At 68.7% G+C, this 18251-nt stretch carries 13 protein-coding genes; 9 read left to right on the top strand and 4 right to left on the bottom strand.

Features of this window, described 5'->3' with window-relative positions:
* Positions 1-21: 21 nt before the first annotated feature.
* Positions 22-627, top strand: coding sequence for a DUF3043 domain-containing protein (locus DFO65_RS09095; RefSeq protein WP_113904102.1), 606 nt, complete (start codon positions 22-24; stop codon positions 625-627).
* A gap of 309 nt (positions 628-936) precedes the next feature.
* On the opposite strand, the gene DFO65_RS09090 is transcribed toward DFO65_RS09095, so the two are convergent.
* Positions 937-2034 carry a quinone-dependent dihydroorotate dehydrogenase gene (locus DFO65_RS09090; protein WP_113904101.1) on the bottom strand — a complete coding sequence of 366 codons (1098 nt, stop codon included), beginning with the start codon at positions 2032-2034 and terminating at the stop codon, positions 937-939.
* Between the two features lie 111 nt (positions 2035-2145).
* Here DFO65_RS09090 and DFO65_RS09085 point away from each other — a divergent pair, with 111 nt between their 5' ends.
* From DFO65_RS09085 to sucB, 3 genes are all read left to right on the top strand, one after another.
* Positions 2146-3627: a leucyl aminopeptidase gene (locus tag DFO65_RS09085; protein WP_113904100.1), complete on the top strand. Its 1482-nt coding sequence runs from the start codon at positions 2146-2148 to the stop codon at positions 3625-3627.
* Positions 3628-3780: 153 nt separating this feature from the next.
* Complete coding sequence (lpdA, locus tag DFO65_RS09080; RefSeq protein WP_113904099.1) at positions 3781-5169, top strand: dihydrolipoyl dehydrogenase; 1389 nt, start codon at positions 3781-3783, stop codon at positions 5167-5169.
* A 20-nt stretch (positions 5170-5189) separates the two neighbouring features.
* The gene (gene sucB, locus DFO65_RS09075) at positions 5190-7037 is read left to right on the top strand and encodes a 2-oxoglutarate dehydrogenase, E2 component, dihydrolipoamide succinyltransferase (RefSeq protein WP_113904098.1); all 1848 of its coding nucleotides are present in this window, start codon (positions 5190-5192) and stop codon (positions 7035-7037) included.
* A 134-nt stretch (positions 7038-7171) separates the two neighbouring features.
* Here sucB and DFO65_RS09070 read toward each other — a convergent pair whose 3' ends face one another.
* On the bottom strand, positions 7172-8836 hold the full coding sequence (locus tag DFO65_RS09070; protein WP_113904097.1) for a hypothetical protein: 1665 nt from the start codon (positions 8834-8836) through the stop codon (positions 7172-7174).
* Between the two features lie 150 nt (positions 8837-8986).
* On the opposite strand from DFO65_RS09070, the gene lipB reads away from it, so the two are divergent.
* From lipB to DFO65_RS09055, 3 genes are all read left to right on the top strand, one after another.
* Positions 8987-9625 carry a lipoyl(octanoyl) transferase LipB gene (lipB, locus tag DFO65_RS09065; protein WP_113904096.1) on the top strand — a complete coding sequence of 213 codons (639 nt, stop codon included), beginning with the start codon at positions 8987-8989 and terminating at the stop codon, positions 9623-9625.
* A 10-nt stretch (positions 9626-9635) separates the two neighbouring features.
* Positions 9636-10688 carry a lipoyl synthase gene (gene lipA / locus DFO65_RS09060; RefSeq protein ID WP_113904095.1) on the top strand — a complete coding sequence of 351 codons (1053 nt, stop codon included), beginning with the start codon at positions 9636-9638 and terminating at the stop codon, positions 10686-10688.
* 79 nt (positions 10689-10767) lie between these two features.
* Complete coding sequence (locus DFO65_RS09055; RefSeq protein WP_113904094.1) at positions 10768-11499, top strand: DUF4191 domain-containing protein; 732 nt, start codon at positions 10768-10770, stop codon at positions 11497-11499.
* Between the two features lie 112 nt (positions 11500-11611).
* Here the strand turns inward: DFO65_RS09055 and DFO65_RS09050 are convergent, their stop codons facing one another.
* A complete protein-coding gene (locus DFO65_RS09050) occupies positions 11612-12052 on the bottom strand; it encodes an RDD family protein (RefSeq protein ID WP_113904093.1) in 441 nt (146 codons plus the stop codon).
* 144 nt (positions 12053-12196) lie between these two features.
* Between DFO65_RS09050 and glnA the strand changes: the two genes are divergently transcribed.
* Positions 12197-13621 (top strand): type I glutamate--ammonia ligase, encoded by a 1425-nt coding sequence (gene glnA / locus DFO65_RS09045; RefSeq protein WP_113904092.1) that lies wholly within the window; start codon positions 12197-12199, stop codon positions 13619-13621.
* A 108-nt stretch (positions 13622-13729) separates the two neighbouring features.
* Positions 13730-15196: a mycothione reductase gene (locus DFO65_RS09040; protein ID WP_113904091.1), complete on the top strand. Its 1467-nt coding sequence runs from the start codon at positions 13730-13732 to the stop codon at positions 15194-15196.
* Between the two features lie 12 nt (positions 15197-15208).
* Here the strand turns inward: DFO65_RS09040 and DFO65_RS09035 are convergent, their stop codons facing one another.
* The gene (locus DFO65_RS09035) at positions 15209-18250 is read right to left on the bottom strand and encodes a bifunctional [glutamine synthetase] adenylyltransferase/[glutamine synthetase]-adenylyl-L-tyrosine phosphorylase (protein WP_113904090.1); all 3042 of its coding nucleotides are present in this window, start codon (positions 18248-18250) and stop codon (positions 15209-15211) included.
* Position 18251: the final 1 nt, after the last annotated feature.

Genomic DNA, 18251 nt, shown 5'->3' with positions numbered 1-18251 from the left:
TCCAACGGTAGTATTCATTGGGTGTTCGGAAGCAAAAAGACCCCCGAGGATGCGGAATCCTCCAGCCAGCCCGTCGACCACTCAGCCGAGGCCGCTGCGGCGCGCCGTGCCGCGGAGCAGAAGAAGGGGCGGCCCACCCCCAAGCGCCGCGAACAGGAGTCGGTGCGCAGGCAGCCGCTGGTGTCGAAGGATCGCAAGGTCGCGAATCAGAAGGCCAAGGAGCAGATCCGGAAGGAGCGCGACCGCGCCAGGATCGGCATGATGAATGGCGAGGAGAAGTACCTGACCCGGCGCGACCGCGGCCCGCAGCGTCGCTATGTCCGCGACTACGTCGACGCGCGGTTCTCCATCGGCGAGCTGTTCATCCCGGCGGCGATCCTCATCCTCGTCATCGCGTTCACTCAGCCGGTGACCGTCCAGCAGTACTTCACGTATGCGGTGTGGGGACTGCTGGCGCTCGTCATCCTCGACGGCTTCATCCTCAACTACCTCCTCAAGAGCCGTCTGCGGGCGAAGTTCGGCGAGGTCGAGCGCGGACTGACGTTCTACGCGGTGATGCGCAGCGTCCAGCTGCGACCGCTGCGCATGCCCAAGCCGCAGGTCAAGCGCCGCCAGTACCCCCAGTGACCCGCCGGCACCTGGGCTGAGGCATTCACAGACCGTGCCCGCACCGACGCGGGCACGGTCAGTCGCGTCTGCTGACGCGGGCACGGTCAATCGCGTCCGGTGACGCACGCACCGTCGCGACGGCCATGGACCCGAGGGCGATCACCACTGCCCCGGTTCGTCACGCAGGACCCCTCTGTGAGAGGGCCCCACGTGACGAACCGGGGCAGTCGTCGTCCCTGACCGGGGCCGGCGCCGCGGACCGGGGCCGCCGACGCGGACCGGCAGCGCGAACCGGGGCCGCGGCTGCTCGATGCGCGACTGCTCTCGCTACCGCTGTGCGGCGAGCAGCCCGTGCGCCTTGGTTCCGCGGATGACCCGGCCGGGCCAGAAGGGGCCCGAGTAGATCATCTCGGAGTAGACCTGAACGAGGTCGGCGCCGGCGGCGAGGCGGGCGCGGACATCCCTGGCATCGGCGATCCCGCCGACGGAGATGACCGTGAGCTCGTTCCCGACGGTCGCCTTGACCAGCCGCAGCACCTCGAGTGAGCGGGCGGCGAGCGGCCGGCCCGAGATCCCTCCGGACTGCGACCTGGCGAACTCGGCCTCCTCACCGTTCAGGACGTCACGGTCGATCGTCGTGTTCGTGGTGATGAGGCCGTCGACGCCGAGGCGCACCGCGAGCCGGCAGATCTCGATGACGTCCTCGTCGTTGAGGTCGGGGGCGATCTTGACGAGCAGCGGCACATGGCCGAGCGTCGAGCGCGGGTTCTCGACCACCTCGGCGGCGGTCGCCTTGACCGCGGACACGATGGGTTCGAGGCTCGCCACCGACTGCAGATCCCGCAGTCCCGGGGTGTTCGGTGAACTGACATTGATGACGAGATAGTCCGCCAGCGGGGCGAGTGCCCGGGCGGAGGCGGCGTAGTCCTCGACGGCGTCCGCGCCGGGGACGACCTTCGTCTTGCCGATGTTGATCCCGACGATGGGACGGGCGCGCCCGGGCAGGGCCGACAGCGCCCTGCGCTGGGCCTCGATGTTGAACGAGGCCTGCCGGGCGCCCTGATTGTTGAACCCCATCCGATTGAGCAGGGCCAGGTTCTCACGCAGGCGGAACAGTCGGGGCCGGTCATTGCCCGGCTGCGCGTGGGCGGTGATCGTGCCGACCTCGATGTGGCCGAATCCCAGAGCGGACAGCGCGCGCACCCCCTCACCGTTCTTGTCGAAACCGGCGGCCAGTCCGACCCGATTGGGGAACGGCAGGCCGAGGACCTCGACCTCGTCCCTCGTGCCCCGCGCGAGGACGAGTCGCAGGAGGCGATTGAGCAGGGGCAGGGAATCGAGGAATCGCAATGCGGAGAACGACACGTGATGTGCACGTTCGGCATCCATCGGGACGAAGAGAAGTCTGAAAATCAGTGAGTACACGCATTCCAGAATACAAGGGGCGGACCTGGTCAGATGACGTGCGGTTTGAACTTCGATTCGCAATTGGCATTAGGATCGAACCCAACGCCCATCGACGACGAAAGGGAGCACATGCCTCGTGCCACCACCTCGAGCAGCTTCGCCTCGAGTGCGCCCACGAAGACCCGAGCATCGGTTCTGGTGCTGGCAGCCGCAGACGGATCGGCCCTCGGCCTCGACTCCGTGAGATCGGCCCGCACCGCCGTCGAGGACATCATGAGAGCCATCGGGTTCACCGGAAAGGCCGGGGCCACCGCCCGCATCCCCGCCCCCAAGGGCTTCTCCGCGGACAGCATCCTCCTCGTGGGCCTCGGTTCCGAATCCACCGGCTCCGACCCGGGACCGGCCGGCCTCGAGGCTCTGCGTCGGGCGGCCGGCACCGCGCTGCGGGCGCTCGACGGAGCGGACGCCATCGCCCTGGCCCTTCCCGCGAGCACCCCTGCCGCCGTCGAGGCCGTGACGGTCGGCGCCGAACTCGGCGCCTACCGGTTCCTCGCCTACGTCACCGAGGACGAGGACAAGGCGCCCGGGACGATCACGGTGCTCGGACCCAAGGGCAGGGCGTTCACCGCCGCACACGAATCCGGTGCGATCGTCGCCGCAGCGACCAACCGGGCGCGCGACCTCGTCAACACTCCCCCGCTCGACCTCCACCCCGCCTCCTTCGCGCGGATCGTCGAGGAGCAGAGCGGCAGCCGGAAGGTCACGGTCACAGTCCTCGGCGAGAAGGAGCTCGAGGCGGGCGGCTACGGCGGCATCCTCGGCGTCGGCCAGGGATCGACGCGAGGGCCGCGGCTCGTCAAGGTCGAGTACAGCCCCCGGGGAGCCAAGCGCCACCTGTCGTTCGTCGGCAAGGGGATCACCTTCGACTCGGGCGGGCTCTCGCTCAAGCCGGCGGCGAGCATGGAGGACATGAAGTCCGACATGTCCGGGGCCGCTGCCGTCGTCCAGGCGGTGTTCGCGATCGCCGACCTCCGGCTGCCCGTGCGGGCGACCGCATGGCTGCCGCTGGCGGAGAACATGCCCGGCTCCTCGGCCATCCGCCCCAGCGACGTCCTCCGGATGCGCAGCGGCAAGACCGTCGAGGTGACGAACACCGATGCGGAGGGCCGACTCGTCCTCGCCGACGCCCTTGCCGACGCCGGGGCCGAGAACCCCGATCTGCTCGTCGACGTCGCCACCCTCACGGGGGCCCAGATCGTCGCCCTCGGCAAGCGGACCTCGGGTGTCATGGGCACCGAGTCCGCCCGGACTCAGGTCACCGAGGCGGCTGAGGCTGTGGGCGAGCAGATGTGGGCGATGCCCATCCCCGAGGAGATGCTCGCGGGCTTCGACTCGAATGCCGCCGACCTCAAGAACTCCGGGCCCAGGGAGGGCGGAATGCTCGCCGCGGCGGCGTTCCTCCGCGAGTTCGTCGACGAGGACCGCGATTGGGCCCACATCGACATCGCCGGGCCGAGCTTCAACACCGGGTCCGCGTTCGGCTACACCCCGGTGGCCGGAACCGGCGCCGCGGTGCGGACCCTGGTCGAGCTGGCGAAGCGATCCGACTGAGAGGGAATTTCTACCGGACGTCGAAAACGACGTGATGATGCACACCTTGATCGATTCGGGCGGCCTGTGCTTTCACCACCCGCGAGAAAAGTGGAAAGATAAAGAGGAAAGCTGCCGGCGGCAGTCTTATCCGAAAGCTACGAGGAGTAATCCGTGAGTGATTCATTGACCTACGACCTTGTCGTCCTCGGCGGCGGAACCGGTGGCTATGCCGCGGCTCTGCGCGCTGCAGAGCTCGATATGAAGGTTGCTTTGATCGAAAACGACAAGGTTGGGGGCACGTGCCTTCACCGTGGCTGCATCCCCACCAAGGCCCTGCTGCACTCGGCGGAAGTCGCCGAGTCGGCCAAGGAGTCCGCGAAGTTCGGCATCGAGGCCGAGTTCAAGGGCGTCGACATCGCCAAGGTGCTCGAGTACAAGGACAGCGTCATCACGCGCAACTACAAGGGCCTGCAGGGCCTGGTCAAGGCGCGCGGCATCGACACCTACTTCGGCACCGGCAAGCTCGTCGGGCAGGACACCGTCGAGGTCAGCGGTGAGGACGGAATGCAGACCGTCAAGGGCAAGAACATCCTCCTGTCGACCGGATCCACCTCGAAGACCATCGGTCTCGAGGTCACTGAGCGGGTCATCACGAGCACCGAGGCGCTGCAGCTCCAGACGGTCCCGAACTCCGTCGTCGTCCTCGGCGGAGGCGTCATCGGCGTCGAGTTCGCGAGCGTGTGGAACTCCTTCGGAGCGAAGGTGACCATCGTCGAGGGCCTCAAGCACCTCGTCGCCAATGAGGACGAGACGATCTCGAAGAACCTCGAGCGCGCCTTCAAGAAGCGCAAGATCGACTTCAAGCTCGGCGTCATGTTCAAGGGCGTCGAGGAGACCGCCGACGGTGTCAAGGTCACCCTCGACGACGGCTCCGTCCTCGAGGCCGAGTACCTCCTCGTCGCCGTCGGACGCGGGCCCGTCACCGCAGGCTTCGGGTTCGAGGAGCAGGGCATCCCGATGGACCGCGGTTTCGTGCTCGCCAACGAGCGCCTGCACACCGGGGTCGGCAACATCTACGCGTGCGGCGACATCGTCCCGGGACTGCAGCTCGCCCACCGGGCGTTCGGCCAGGGCATCTTCGTGGCCGAGGAGATCGCCGGCCTCGATCCGGTCCCGGTCGCCGAGTCCGGCATCCCCCGCGTGACCTACTGCGAGCCCGAGATCTTCTCTGTCGGACTCACGTCCAAGCAGGCCGAGGAGCAGTACGGGGCGGACAAGGTCGAAGCCATCGAATACAACCTGGGCGGCAACGGCAAGTCCGTGATCCTGGGCACCACTGGTCTGATCAAGGTCATCCGCGAGAAGGAAGGACCTGTTGTCGGCATCCACGGCATCGGCGCTCGACTGAGCGAGCAGGCCGGAGAAGCCCAACTGATCGTCAACTGGGAGGCATTCCCAGAGGAAGTCGCGCAGCTCATCCATGCGCATCCGACGCAGAATGAAGCGCTCGGCGAGGCTCACCTGGCCCTCGCCGGAAAACCCCTGCACTTCCACTCATAAGATCCGAGGAGACGAAAGACATGTCGAATTCCGTGCAGATGCCGGCTCTCGGTGAGTCGGTGACCGAAGGCACCGTCACCCGGTGGCTCAAAGAGGTCGGCGACGAGGTCGAGGTCGACGAGCCATTGCTCGAGGTGTCGACCGACAAGGTCGACACCGAGATCCCCAGCCCCTACGCGGGCGTGCTGGAGAAGATCCTTGCCGACGAGGACGATGTCGTCGAAGTCGGCGGCGATCTCGCGTACATCGGTGACGGCAGCGGCGCCGGTTCGGACGAGTCCGGGTCCGACGAGGCGCCGGCCGAGGACGAGGCTCCGGCACAGGAGGAGCCCGCCGAGGCTCCGTCCGAACCGGAACAGGCCCCCGCTGAATCCGGCGGTTCGTCGGACGACGGCTCCGGCACCTCCGGCGGCGAGGGGACCGAGGTCACGATGCCCGCCCTGGGCGAATCGGTGACCGAGGGAACCGTCACCCGCTGGCTCAAGGAGGTCGGCGAAGAGGTCGAGGTCGACGAGCCCCTCCTCGAGGTCTCGACCGACAAGGTCGACACCGAGGTGCCGTCCCCGGTCTCCGGCGTCGTGCAGAAGCACCTCGCCGCCGAGGACGAGACCGTCGAGGTCGGTGCCGCGCTCGCGATCATCGGCTCCGGTGCTCCCGCCGAGGAGGAGGCTCCGGCCGAGGAGCCCGCCGAGGACGAGGCTCCCGCGCAGCAGGCTCCCGCGCAGCAGGCTCCCGCGCAGGAGAAGCCTGCCGAGTCCGCGCCGGAGAAGCCGGCCGAGCAGAAGCCGGACACGGCTTCCGAGCCGGCCGAGGCCGAAGCCGAGTCGATCGCGGCTCAGGAGCCGTCGCAGGCTCCCACCCAGACGAAGCCCGCGCCCAAGCAGGAGTCCGCTCAGACGGCCGCAGCCTCCCAGGCCGCGGAGACCGTGGGCGAGAACGCCGCCTACGTCACTCCGCTCGTGCGTCGACTCGCCCGTGAGAAGGGCGTCGATCTCGGTGCGATCACCGGCACCGGGGTGGGCGGACGCATCCGCAAGCAGGACGTGCTCGAAGCGGCGTCGAGCCGGACGGCGACACCTGCCGCGGCACCGGCCGGCGGTGAGCAGGCACCGTTCAAGCTCGAGATCCCGGAGGAGGCCGCGAAGCTGCGCGGCACGACGGAGAAGGCCTCGCGGATCCGCAAGACCATCGCCAAGCGGATGAGCGAATCCCTCGAGGTCTCGGCTCAGCTGACCCAGGTCATCGAGGTCGACATGACTCGGGTGGCGAAGCTGCGCAAGGCCAACAAGGACGCGTTCCAGTCGAAGCACGGCGTCAAGCTCACCTACCTTCCGTTCTTCGCGAAGGCCATCGTCGAGGCGCTCAAGCAGCACCCGAAGGTGAACGCCCAGTACGACCTGGAGTCCCAGGAGATCACGTACTTCGATCACGAGCACCTCGCCGTGGCCGTGGACACCCCGCGCGGACTGCTGGTCCCCGTCGTCAAGGACGCTGGAGACATGAGCATCGCCGAACTCGCCAAGGCGATCGACGATGTCGCCGATCGGACCCGGAACAACAAGATCCAACCGGACGAACTGTCCGGCGGCACGTTCACGGTGACGAACATCGGGTCGGTCGGTGCGCTGTTCGACACGCCGATCATCAACCAGCCGCAGATGGGCATCATCGGCACCGGCGCGATCGTGCGTCGTCCCGTGGTCGTCAAGACCGCGGACGGGGAGGAGTCCATCGCGATCCGCGACATGGTCTACCTGCCTCTGACGTACAACCACCAGCTGGTCGACGGAGCGGATGCGGGACGCTTCCTGCAGACGATCAAGGCTCGACTGGAGGACGGCAACTTCCAGGCGGATCTCGAACTCTGATCCACCTTGCCCCGAAGGGCCGGTCGCCCAACGCGACCGGCCCTTCGCCGTTCCCGCCCGCGCCGCCCTGGTGCCGGCCGACGGTGAACTCGGCGGCCGCGCCGACGGGGACGTCGGCCGGGCTTCGCGCCGTCTCAGGAGCCGGTGTCGATCACCTCGGCGACCTTCCACTCCCCCTCGATCCGGGTGAGACGGAATTCGACGGTGCGGGCGTCGAAGTCGACGACCTCGTCGTCGATCGTCGAGGTCGTCGACATACGCGCCGTGACGACGAGTTCGTCCGGCAACCGGTCCGTCACGTGGATCTCAGCGAGGTCGATCGTGTGCTCGGCGCCCGCGAAGGCCGCGAGGTCGATGAGCTCGTCGGCCGCGGCCGCCGTCGATCCCGGAGCCGTGAGGTCCTCGAGCGCCTCGGCGTCGCCGGCCTCGAGCGCCTCGGCGCGGCGCTCGCAGAGCTCCCCGAGGACATCGGTGACCTCGTCATCGCTCATGTCCCCTCCCGCCCCTGCGCCATCCTCAGCCGCGCCGTCCTGTCCGGGCCGATCGTCCCCAGCGTCGGAGGTGTCCCGTGCTGCGGCCGTCTCGTCAGGCTCATGCGCCGACGGCCAGGACTGGATGAGGACGGCGGTCCCGACGACGACGAGGCAGGCGGCGACGGCGAGCAGGATCGTCAGCCGACTCGAGGGCGGGCGCATGGTCAGCAGCGACGGCAGGGCGCTCAGACGGTGGCGCCATCCGGATCGTTGACGGCTCGCCCGGCGCAGCCGACGTGCCGGGTCCGCAAGGCCACCGTCGCCGGACCCACCCGCTCGCGGCGAGTCGGCTCCGCCTCCGGACCCATCAGTCCGCGCAGACGCCGCTCGAGCTCCCGACGTGCCCGCTCTCGCGGTGGTACGAGCGCTGCCATGGGATCGGGACCGAGCCGCGGGCGCCGCCTGGGCCCGGTCGCCCGTCCGGGCGGCCCCGGATGCCGGAGGCGCGGAGCCCCCCGAACGGGCCGGGCCCTCGCTCCCGCGCAGGCCGTCGCGAATAGTCCCTGCGCGCAGCCGTGCCGTCAGCGCCTGACCGGGATCGAGATCGCGCTCGGCAGGCAGCAGCGGGAGCGGGCCGGGCGTCGTCGACGCCCTCAGGCACGCGCTCACCTCGGCGATCGCCGCCGCGAGATCCTCCGCCGTCCCGCGCTTGCGGCCTCGGACCTCATCGCGACGGAGGAGATCTCGGCGCAGCGACGTCACCGCGTCGTCCGTCCCGGGTGCGTCGCCGGTCCCGGGCGCTTCGGAGGTGTCGTTGAGGAGGTCGCCGACGAGCTCCCTGAGCGGCTCCGGATGCTCCTGCAGTGCGCTGGCGACGGGCAGGAGGCAGGCGACCCACGAGGAGCCGAACGCCGCCTCATAGAGCATCTCCCCCAGACCCCGGCGGACGGAGGTGCGCCGAGGAGAGGCGATGCCCGGGATGATCCGCGGACGACCCTCGGCGTCGAGCCCGATCGCCTCGAGGGTGAGCCGGGTGGCCTCGGGACGCTCACGCAGCTCGGCGAAGAAGCCGAGGAACAGCGTGCCCAGCTCGGAGGAGGTGAGTCCGCGATACGAGCGGACGATGTCGAGGACGAGGCCGCCCGGGAGAGGATCGACGAGGAGCAGAGACCTCGTGCCCGCGGGCAGGGCGACCTCGGCCGTGCCCGCCGCCCGCGGATCGTCCTCGTCCCGACCGTGATGGTCGATCCCCCATGCGATCTCGCCGGTGGAGGATTCGAGGCGATGGATGTGGTCCGACAGGATCGCCAGATGTCGCCAAGTCATAGTTCGTCATCCCCATCGATGCCCACAACGCCTTATCATGTTATTCAATGATGTTTGATGCAGTTTGATACGTCAAGAGCGAGGTCGAAAGTGTTCTGGATCATGCTCCGACAAATTGAACACCCGCACCAAGAGTCCTAGTGTTGAGTCATGCCTCTGGCCACGGAAACGCTGGGTTTCGCGCCGAACTTCTCGGACTACCGCCGAACCTGGGACTTGCAGAAGAGATATCACGACGAAGTGATCGCCGGGACACGCGACTCGACGATCCTTCTGCTCGAACATGCTCCGGTCTACACCGCCGGGAAGCGGACGGAGGATCATGAGCGCCCCGTCGACGGCACCGAGGTCGTCGACGTCGACCGCGGCGGCAAGATCACCTGGCACGGACCGGGCCAGCTCGTCGCCTATTTCATCTACCGGCTCAACGACCCCAAAGAGGTCCGGCTCTTCGTCTCGCAGCTCGAGGACTCGATGATCCGGCTGCTCTCCGAGTACGGGATCGACGCGACGACGGTCGAGGGCCGGGCCGGCGTCTGGATCCTCGGTGACGGCCTGCGCCGCGATCGGAAGGTCGGGGCCATCGGCATCAGGATCCACGAAGGGGTGACGATGCACGGGCTCGCCCTCAACTGCAGCAACGAGCTGGGGGCGTTCTCGTCGATCATCCCCTGCGGCATCACCGACGCGGACACCACTTCCATCAGCGCCGAGCTCGGTCGGGTCGTGACGCCCGCGGATGTCGCGAACAGACTCGACGAGATTCTGCACGAGACCATCACAGCCTAGGAGATCAGACGTGACCATTGCGCCCGAAGGCCGCCGCATGCTGCGAGTCGAGGCCAGGAACTCGCAGACCCCGATCGAGGCGAAGCCGGCCTGGATCAAGGCCAAGGCCCACATCGGCCCCGAATACACTTCCCTGAAGTCCCTCGTGCGCAAGCAGGATCTCCACACGGTGTGCGAGGAGGCCGGCTGCCCCAACATCTTCGAATGCTGGGAGGATCGGGAGGCGACGTTCCTCATCGGCGGTGAGCAGTGCACCCGGCGCTGCGACTTCTGCCAGATCGACACCGGCCGGCCCGCCGACTTCGACGCCGACGAGCCCCGCCGGGTCGCCGCCTCGGTGGCGGAGATGGGTCTGCGCTACTCGACGATCACCGGAGTCGCGCGTGACGACCTCCCCGACGGCGGCGCCTGGCTCTACGCCGAGACCGTGCGCCGGATCCACGACCTCGACTACGTCGACGGCCGCGGCACCGGTGTCGAACTCCTCATCCCCGACTTCAACGCGGATCCCGACCAGCTCGCCGAGGTGTTCTCCTCGCGCCCCGAGGTGCTCGCCCACAACGTCGAGACGGTGCCGCGGATCTTCAAGCGCATCCGCCCCGCCTTCCGCTACGAGCGCTCCCTGTCGGTCATCACGCAGGCCCGGGAGGCCGGGCTGATCACCAAATCGAACCTCATCCTCGGCATGGGCGAGACCAATGAGGAGATCATCGACGCCCTCCAGGATCTCCACGACGCCGGCTGCGACCTCATCACGATCACGCAGTACCTGCGCCCCTCCCCCCGCCACCACCCCGTCACCCGCTGGGTCAAGCCCGGTGACTTCGTCATGCTGCGCGACGCCGCCGAGGAGATCGGCTTCCTCGGCGTCATGTCCGGACCGCTCGTGCGCTCGTCGTACCGCGCCGGACGCCTGTGGGCGACGGCGATGCGCCGGCGCGGGGAGACGATCCCCGAGCACCTCGCGCACCTCGACAAGCACACCCCGGCGCGGCAGGAGGCGCAGGCCGTCGTCGACACATTCGGCGCGGGCGAAGAGGTAGACTTGTCTGCTGAGCAATGAATCGGCTCCGGGCCCCTTCGATGACCTCCTTCGTCGATGACCTCGAGGCCGATGCCGCCCGCAAAGAGCAAGTGAGAGAATGAGCGAAGAACCGCGCAAAGGACTTTTCCGCCGCAAGCCGAAGGATCCCAACCGGAAGCCGGGGCGACTGGCGCAGATGCGCCAGGTGTACGAACTCGCCGCCAAGCACAACAAGGCCACCCCCTGGCTGCTTGCCGCGGCGATCCTCGGCTGCACGATCCTCGGCCTCGGCGTCGGTCTCGTGTTCTCGGGTGCCGTCTTCACCACGATCCTCGGCTTCATGGTCGGCCTCCTGCTCGCCATGTTCATGCTCGGACGCTTCGCCGAGACAGCGGCATTCGCCCAGATGGAGGGTCAGCCGGGTGCCTTCGGCGCGGTGCTCAACACCGCTCGCCGCGGCTACCTCATGGATGAGCAGCCGATCGCCGTCGATCCCAAGAGCCGCGACCTCGTGTTCCGTTCGACCGGCCGCTCCGGCGTCGTCCTCCTCAGCGAGGGGCCCAAGGCGCGCAGCGCCAAGCTGCTCGCCAAGGAGAAGAAGCGCCACGAGCGGATCCTGCCCAACGTGCCGGTTCACACCCTCCAGGGCGGGAATGAAGAGGGACAGCTGACGATGAAGCAGATCGTGCCCACCGTGCACAAGCTACCGCGCAAGCTCAACCGCGCCGAGGTGCTCGCGGTGCGCAACCGCCTCGCTGCACTCGGCACCCAGGCCAGCAGGCCTCCGATCCCCAAGGGCATCGACCCGAACAAGGCCCGGCCGAACCATCGGGCCATGCGCGGCCGCTGACCCGCACCGACCCACACTGAAGGGGGACTGCCGATTTCCGGTGGTCCCCCTTCTGGTCTCTGGGTTTCAGGTCTGTGGTCGGCTCCCCTGGGGAGCATCCCGTGCGCGCCGGTCAGCGCCTGAGGATGACGGTTCCCGCCGCCAGATCGTGGATTCCCCGGTGGTCGCGGTCGAAGATCACCGCGGGGATGACGAGGACGACGAGCAGTGCCCGGATGGTCGCCTTCGCGAAGCCGGGCACATGCCCGTCGAGCCGGCGCACCTCGATGCCGAGGATCCGATGCCCCACGGTGTACCCGAGAGTGGCGACGAGGAGGATGTTCTCCACGGCGAAGATCGCCGGGGCGAGGAGCGGGTTGTCCGAGCCGATGAGGTTGGCGATGAGCAGGCACATGAACCAGTCGATGAGGAGGGCGAGGAATCTGCGCCACGCCGGCGCGAGCGAGTGGGCTCCGGTCTGCGGGAGGCCGAGGCGCCTTCCCGGCCAGTCCCCCTCCTCGCGCTCGGTTTGAGGTCCGGACAGCCACGATCCGATGTCGTCTCGATTGATCACGGACCCAGCCTAGCGAAGTCCCGGCTGAGAGGAACCCAGGAAACATGCCCGAAACATGGGCGTCATCACCGCTTCACGCCCGGGCAATTAAGATGGACCGTGGTCACGCCGAAAAGACCACAAGAATCTATCTAGGAGACCTAAGTGTTCTCGTCTGCTGAAGAACTCGTCAAGTACATCGAGGAGAACGACGTCAAGTTCGTCGATGTCCGCTTCTGCGACCTCCCCGGTGTCGTCCAGCACTTCAACCTTCCCGCCTCCGCGTACGGCGTGGAGGAGATCACCGAAGGCCTCCTCTTCGACGGATCGTCCATCACCGGCTTCCAGGGCATCCACGAATCCGACATGAAGCTGCTCGCCGACGTCGAGACAGCGTTCGTCGATCCCTACCGCGAGGCGAAGACGCTGGTCGTCACCCACTCGATCGTCGACCCCTTCACCGATGAGCCGTACTCCCGCGATCCCCGGCAGGTCGCCGCGAAGGCCGAGGCCTACCTCAAGTCCACCGGCATCGCCGACACCGTGTTCTTCGGCGCCGAGGCGGAATTCTACCTCTTCGACTCCATCCGCTACAGCAACACCCCGGGCAACAGCTTCTACCACATCGACTCCGAGGAGGCGGCCTGGAACTCCGGCGCCGAGGAGCTCGGCGGCAACCTCGGCTACAAGACCCCGTTCAAGGGCGGATACTTCCCGGTCTCCCCGCAGGACCACTTCTCCGACATCCGCGATCAGATGTCGCTGACGCTCGAGCAGATCGGCTTCGAGATGGAGCGCGCCCACCACGAGGTCGGCACCGCCGGTCAGCAGGAGATCAACTACAAGTTCAACACCCTCCAGCACGCCGCCGACCAGCTGCTCGACTTCAAGTACGTGATCAAGAACACGGCCTTCGAGTTCGGCAAGTCCGCGACCTTCATGCCGAAGCCGCTCTTCGACGACAACGGATCGGGTATGCACTGCCACCAGTCGCTGTGGAAGAACGGCGAGCCCCTCATGTACGACGAGAACGGCTATGCCGGGCTCTCGGACATCGCCCGGTGGTACATCGGCGGGCTGATCGAGCACGCCGGTGCCGTGCTCGCCTTCACCAACCCCACGATCAACTCCTACCGCCGGCTGGTCCCCGGCTATGAGGCGCCGGTCAACCTCGTCTACTCCGCCCGGAACCGTTCGGCCGCGATCCGCATCCCGGTCACCGGCTCCTCGCCGAAGGCCAAGCGGCTCGAATTCCGCGTGCCCGATCCCTCGACCAACCCGTACCTCGCGTTCTCCGCGCAGCTGATGGCCGGGCTCGACGGGATCCGCAACCGGATCGAACCGCCGGAGCCGATCGACAAGGACCTCTACGAGCTGCCCCCGGAGGAGGCCAAGGACATCAAGCTCGTCCCCGGGTCGCTCGACGAGGCGCTCCTCGAGCTCGAGAAGGACCACGACTTCCTCACTGCTGGAGACGTGTTCACTCCCGACCTCATCGAGACCTGGATCCGGATCAAGCGCGAGAACGAGATCGAGGTCGCCAGGCTGCGCCCGACCCCGACGGAGTTCGAGCTCTACTACGCACTCTGAGGAACCTCGTCAGGGAATACAGTGGGGGTGTCGCGGGTTCTTCCCGCGACACCCCCACTCCCCTGTGCCGGTGATCCCCGCCGGCGCGGACTCGACCATGGACGGACAATGACGCATTACGATCTGCTGGTGATCGGCACCGGCTCGGGCAACACGATCCTCGACGAGCGGTTCGCCGGTCTCAGTGTGGCGATCGCCGAGGAATGGCACTTCGGCGGCACCTGCCTCAATGTCGGCTGCATCCCGACGAAGATGTTCGTCTATCCGGCCACGATCGCCGAGCACGCCGCCCGTGCCGCCCGCTACGACGTCACGGCGGAGTACGGCGGGGTCGACTGGCCCGCCCTGCAGAAGCGGATCTTCGACCGCATCGACGCCATCGAGGCCGGCGGGCGCGCCTTCCGAAGCCGGCAGCGCCAGCCCGATGTCACCGTCTACCCCGAGCATGTGCACTTCACCGGGCCGAAGACCGTGCGCACCGCCTCCGGCGAGGAGGTCTCGGCCGATCGGGTCGTCATCGCCGCCGGCGCCTCGCCGCACATCCCCGAGGTGGCGGGCCTCGACGTCGACCGCGTCGACACCCCGGGATACCCGGTGCACACCTCGAACACGATCATGCGCGTCTCCGAGCTCCCCCGACGCCTCGTCATCGTCGGCTCCGGCGTCATCGCCGCGGAGTTCGCGCACATCTTCGCGGCCCTGGGCACCGAGGTCACGGTCGTCGTGCGCGGGGACTCGATGCTCGGCGCCCTCGACGCCGACGCCTCGGCGACGTTCACGGAGATCTTCCGTCAGCGGCACACCGTGCTCACCGGCGTCCAGCCTGCCGCGATCACGGTCGCCGACGCCGAGGTGACGGTGGGGCTGGAGTCCAGCGGTCGCCTCGGCGAGGTCGACCATCCCTCCGAGCTGCGCGCCGACGCCGTTCTCATCGCCACCGGGCGGACCCCGAACACCACCGGACTTGCGGTGCGCGACGCCGGCTACGACGTCCATGACGACGGCAGGCTCGCCGTCGACGGGCACCAGCGGGTGCTCTCGGCCGGACGACCGGTGCCCGGCGTCTACGCCCTCGGTGACATCTGCTCGCCCCACCAGCTCAAGCACGTCGCCAACCACGAGGCGAAGATCGTCGCGGCGAACCTCGCCGTCGACATCGCCGCCGGGGCCCCGGGGGCCGCCGCCGAGGCGGAGCTCGCCACCGCCGTCCACCACGCGGTTCCCGGAGCGGTGTTCTCCTCCCCCGAGGCGGCCTTCGTCGGCGTGACCGAGGAGGAAGCCCGGGCGGCCGGGCACGATGTGACGATCAAGGTCCAGCAGTACAAGGACGTCGCCTACGGCTGGGCGATGGCCGACGATCCCGGGATCGCGAAGATCATCGCCGATCGGCACAGCCGGCTCATCCTCGGCGCCCACATCGTCGGCCACGAGGCGTCGATGATCATCCAGCCCCTCATCCAGGCGATGGCGTTCGGCCAGGCCGCCGACGTCGTCGCCCGCGGACAGTACTGGATCCACCCGGCGCTGCCCGAGGTCGTGGAGAACGCTCTGCTCGGACTCGACTTCGACGACTGACGGTCCCCGGGCTCAGTCGAACCCGTAGAACCGATGCTCCATGACGGTGCGGGCATGCCGCGTCGCGCGCAGGTAGTCGTCCTCGAGGTCGTGCCCGCCCCCGGCGGGGTAGCCGAGGAGGCGTGCGGTCGCCTCGAGCTCCGAGTACTCCGTCGGCAGCGAATGCGTCGTCCGGCCCTTGTAGAGCATGACCGCCGAACGGACGTTCGTCGCGAGCTGCCAGGCCGCCGCGAGCTCCTCGGCGTCCGCGGACGGGATGAGGTCCTCGGCAGCGGCGGCCCGCAGCGCCGGCAGCGTCGAGGTCGTCCGCAGTCCCGCGACCCGATGCGCGTGCTGGAGCTGGAGCAGCTGCACCGTCCACTCGACGTCGGAGAGGGATCCGCGGCCGAGCTTGAGATGGCGGCGCTTGTCCGCGTTGCGCGGCAGCCTCTCCTCCTCCATCCTCGCCTTCAGCGTCCGGACCTGGGTCAGCGCCTTCGACGACATCTGAGCGGGATAGCGCAGCGGATCGACGAGAGCCGTGAAATCGGCGATGAGCGCCTCGTCACCGGCGACCGGACGGGCCCGCAGCAGGGCCTGGGCCTCCCACGGCTGCGACCACTTGGCATAGTAGGCCTGATAGGACGAGAGGCTGCGGACCAGCGGGCCGTTCTTGCCCTCGGGGCGCAGGTCCGCATCGAGTTCGATGCCCTGGGCGCCCTCTGACGATCCCAGGCGGCTCGCCAGCTGGAGGGCCACCTTGGTGACGTGCCTGCTCAGCGCGGCCTTCGCCTCGGCGTCGAGGCTCTCCTCCCGCGGACGGTAGACGTACATGGCGTCGGCGTCGGAGAAGTACCCGATCTCCTTCCCGCCCCACCGACCCATCGCGATGACGGCGAGATCGTAGTCGGGAGTCTCCGGGGTGTCGAGGTCGAGGCGCACGGCGCGCAGGGCACCGGCGACGGTGAGGTCCATGAGCCGGCTGAGGTCGCCGGGGACCTCAGCCCTCTCCCCGATGCCGAGGACGTCACGCAGCGAGATGCGCAGCAGCTCACGGCTGTAGGTCTCGCGCAGCCGGCTCACCGCGCGGCCGCCGTGGCGCCGGAGCAGGCCGTCGACCTCCGCGTGCAGGACCTGGGGATCACGGGCGCGCAGGTTCTCGTAGTCGTCGAGCCAGGCCACGGCGGCCGGCTGGCGCAGCAGCAGCTCGGTCGCGTAACGCGACAGCGACAGCACCTCGGCCACGGACTTCGCGGCGAGGCCCGAGTCACGCAGCATCTTGAGGAACCAGCCCGAGGACGACAGGGATTCGCTCAGCCGGCGGAACGCGAGCAGACCGGCATCGGGCTCGACGCCTTCGGAGAACCAGTCGAGGAGAGCCGGCAGCACCTGACGGATGACGAGCGCCGCGCGTGACATGCCGCTCGTCAGCGCCTTGATGTGCCCGAGCGCCCCCTCGGGGTCGACGTAGCCGAAGGCGCGCAGCCGGTCCGCGGCCGCCTGCAGGCTCGTCCCCCGACTGTGGGCGTCGACGACGGCGCCGTGCACGCCGACCGCCGCTTCGAGGATCGGCCGGTAGAAGATCTGCTCGTGCAGCCGGGTGACCTTCTTCGCGTAGTCCTTCCGCGCCTCCTCGAGCCGGTCGGCGGTGCGCGGCCCGAACCGGAACACCGACCGGGCGAGGAGCCGCAGCCGGTCGTCGGTGTCGGGGATGAGGGCGTTGCGCAGCATCCGCGGGATCTGGACCCGATGCTCGATGACCCGCATGAACCGGTAGGCCGCGGAGAAGACGTGGGCGTCCTGCTGGCCGATGTACCCGTGCTCGCCGAGGGCGTCGAGGGCGAGCAGGGTGTTCGGGGTGCGGATGTCGGGGTCGCTACGTCCGTGGACGAGCTGGAGGAGCTGGGCGGAGAACTCGACGTCGCGCAGTCCGCCGCGTCCCAGCTTGATCTGCCGGGGCGCCTCGGCGGCGGGGATGAGGTCGACGACGCGACGGCGCATCGCCCGGATCCCGTCGATGAAGCCCTGCCGGCTCGCGGCCTCCCAGACCAGGGGCAGCAGCGTCTCGACGTACTCGCGGCCGAGCTCGGCGTCCCCGGCGACGGGTCGGGCCTTGAGGAGGGCCTGGAACTCCCAGTTCTTCGCGATGTCGGCGTAGTAGCGGGTGAACTCACTCATCGTGCGCACGAGCGCCCCGGCCTTGCCCTCGGGTCGCAGCGCGGTGTCGACCTCCCACAGTGCGGGCTCGGACCCGGGGTCGGAGAGGATCGCGCGCATCCGCTGCGCCATCTCCGTCGCCTTCGCCCGCTGCCTGTCGTCGGCGCCCGAGGCGAGGACGAAGACGACGTCGACGTCGGAGACGTAATTGAGCTCCCTCGCACCCGTCTTGCCGAGCGCGATCACGGACATCCGGACGTCGGCGTCCGCGTCGATCTCGCTCCGGGCGATGGCCAGCGCCGCGTCCATGGCGGCGGCCGCGAGGTCGGAGAGCACCGCCATCACCTGGTCGACGACCTCCTCGGGCTGCTCGGCGGCGAGGTCGTCGGCGACGAGGCGCAGCTGCGCGTCCCGGTAGGCCCGGCGCAGCGCCGTGATCCCCTCGTCGCCGAGGCGAGCGGCCCGGGGAGCGGGATCGCCGGGGTCGGCGCCCACGGCGCCGAGGAGGGACTCCCGCAGCGCCGACACCGAGGCGCCGGGGGTGGAGATCATGAGGAACGGCGCGGGATCGAGCAGCAGGGCGAGGGAGTCGGGGTGGCGCACGAGGTGGTCGACCATCGCCTCGGAGGTGCCGAGGACGCCGAGCAGCCGCGCGAGCAGCGGCCGGTTGAGCTCGTCCTCGGCGAGGTTCTCCGCCTCTCCCGCACGGATCGCGGAGGCGAAGACCGACACCGGGTCCTCGGCCTGTTCGAGCACGCGGAGCAGGCCGAGTGCCGCGGCATGCGGATCGGGAACCGCCTCGAGGAGGTCGATGAAGCGCGAGTCCACCGCCAAGGGCAGGCCGAGGAGCTCGTCGATGCCCGCGAGGAAGCGGGCGGCGGATTCGGAGACGGCGCTGCGGGAGGTGAGTCGGGCCATC

This window comes from Brevibacterium sanguinis (genome assembly GCF_003315415.1).
Classification (GTDB): domain Bacteria; phylum Actinomycetota; class Actinomycetes; order Actinomycetales; family Brevibacteriaceae; genus Brevibacterium; species Brevibacterium celere_A.
Note: the sequence above shows the minus strand (reverse complement) of the source record. Positions and strands in the feature narration are given on the sequence as shown.

Excerpts from the sequence above, each read along its gene's own strand:
- DFO65_RS09085 (WP_113904100.1), top strand. The coding sequence starts at position 2,146 with ATGCCTCGTGCCACCACCTCGAGCAGCTTCGCCTCGAGTGCGCCCACG.
- sucB (WP_113904098.1), top strand. The coding sequence starts at position 5,190 with ATGTCGAATTCCGTGCAGATGCCGGCTCTCGGTGAGTCGGTGACCGAA.
- DFO65_RS09070 (WP_113904097.1), bottom strand. The coding sequence starts at position 8,836 with ATGACTTGGCGACATCTGGCGATCCTGTCGGACCACATCCATCGCCTC.
- lipB (WP_113904096.1), top strand. The coding sequence starts at position 8,987 with ATGCCTCTGGCCACGGAAACGCTGGGTTTCGCGCCGAACTTCTCGGAC.
- DFO65_RS09055 (WP_113904094.1), top strand. The coding sequence starts at position 10,768 with ATGAGCGAAGAACCGCGCAAAGGACTTTTCCGCCGCAAGCCGAAGGAT.
- DFO65_RS09040 (WP_113904091.1), top strand. The coding sequence starts at position 13,730 with ATGACGCATTACGATCTGCTGGTGATCGGCACCGGCTCGGGCAACACG.
- DFO65_RS09035 (WP_113904090.1), bottom strand. The coding sequence starts at position 18,250 with ATGGCCCGACTCACCTCCCGCAGCGCCGTCTCCGAATCCGCCGCCCGC.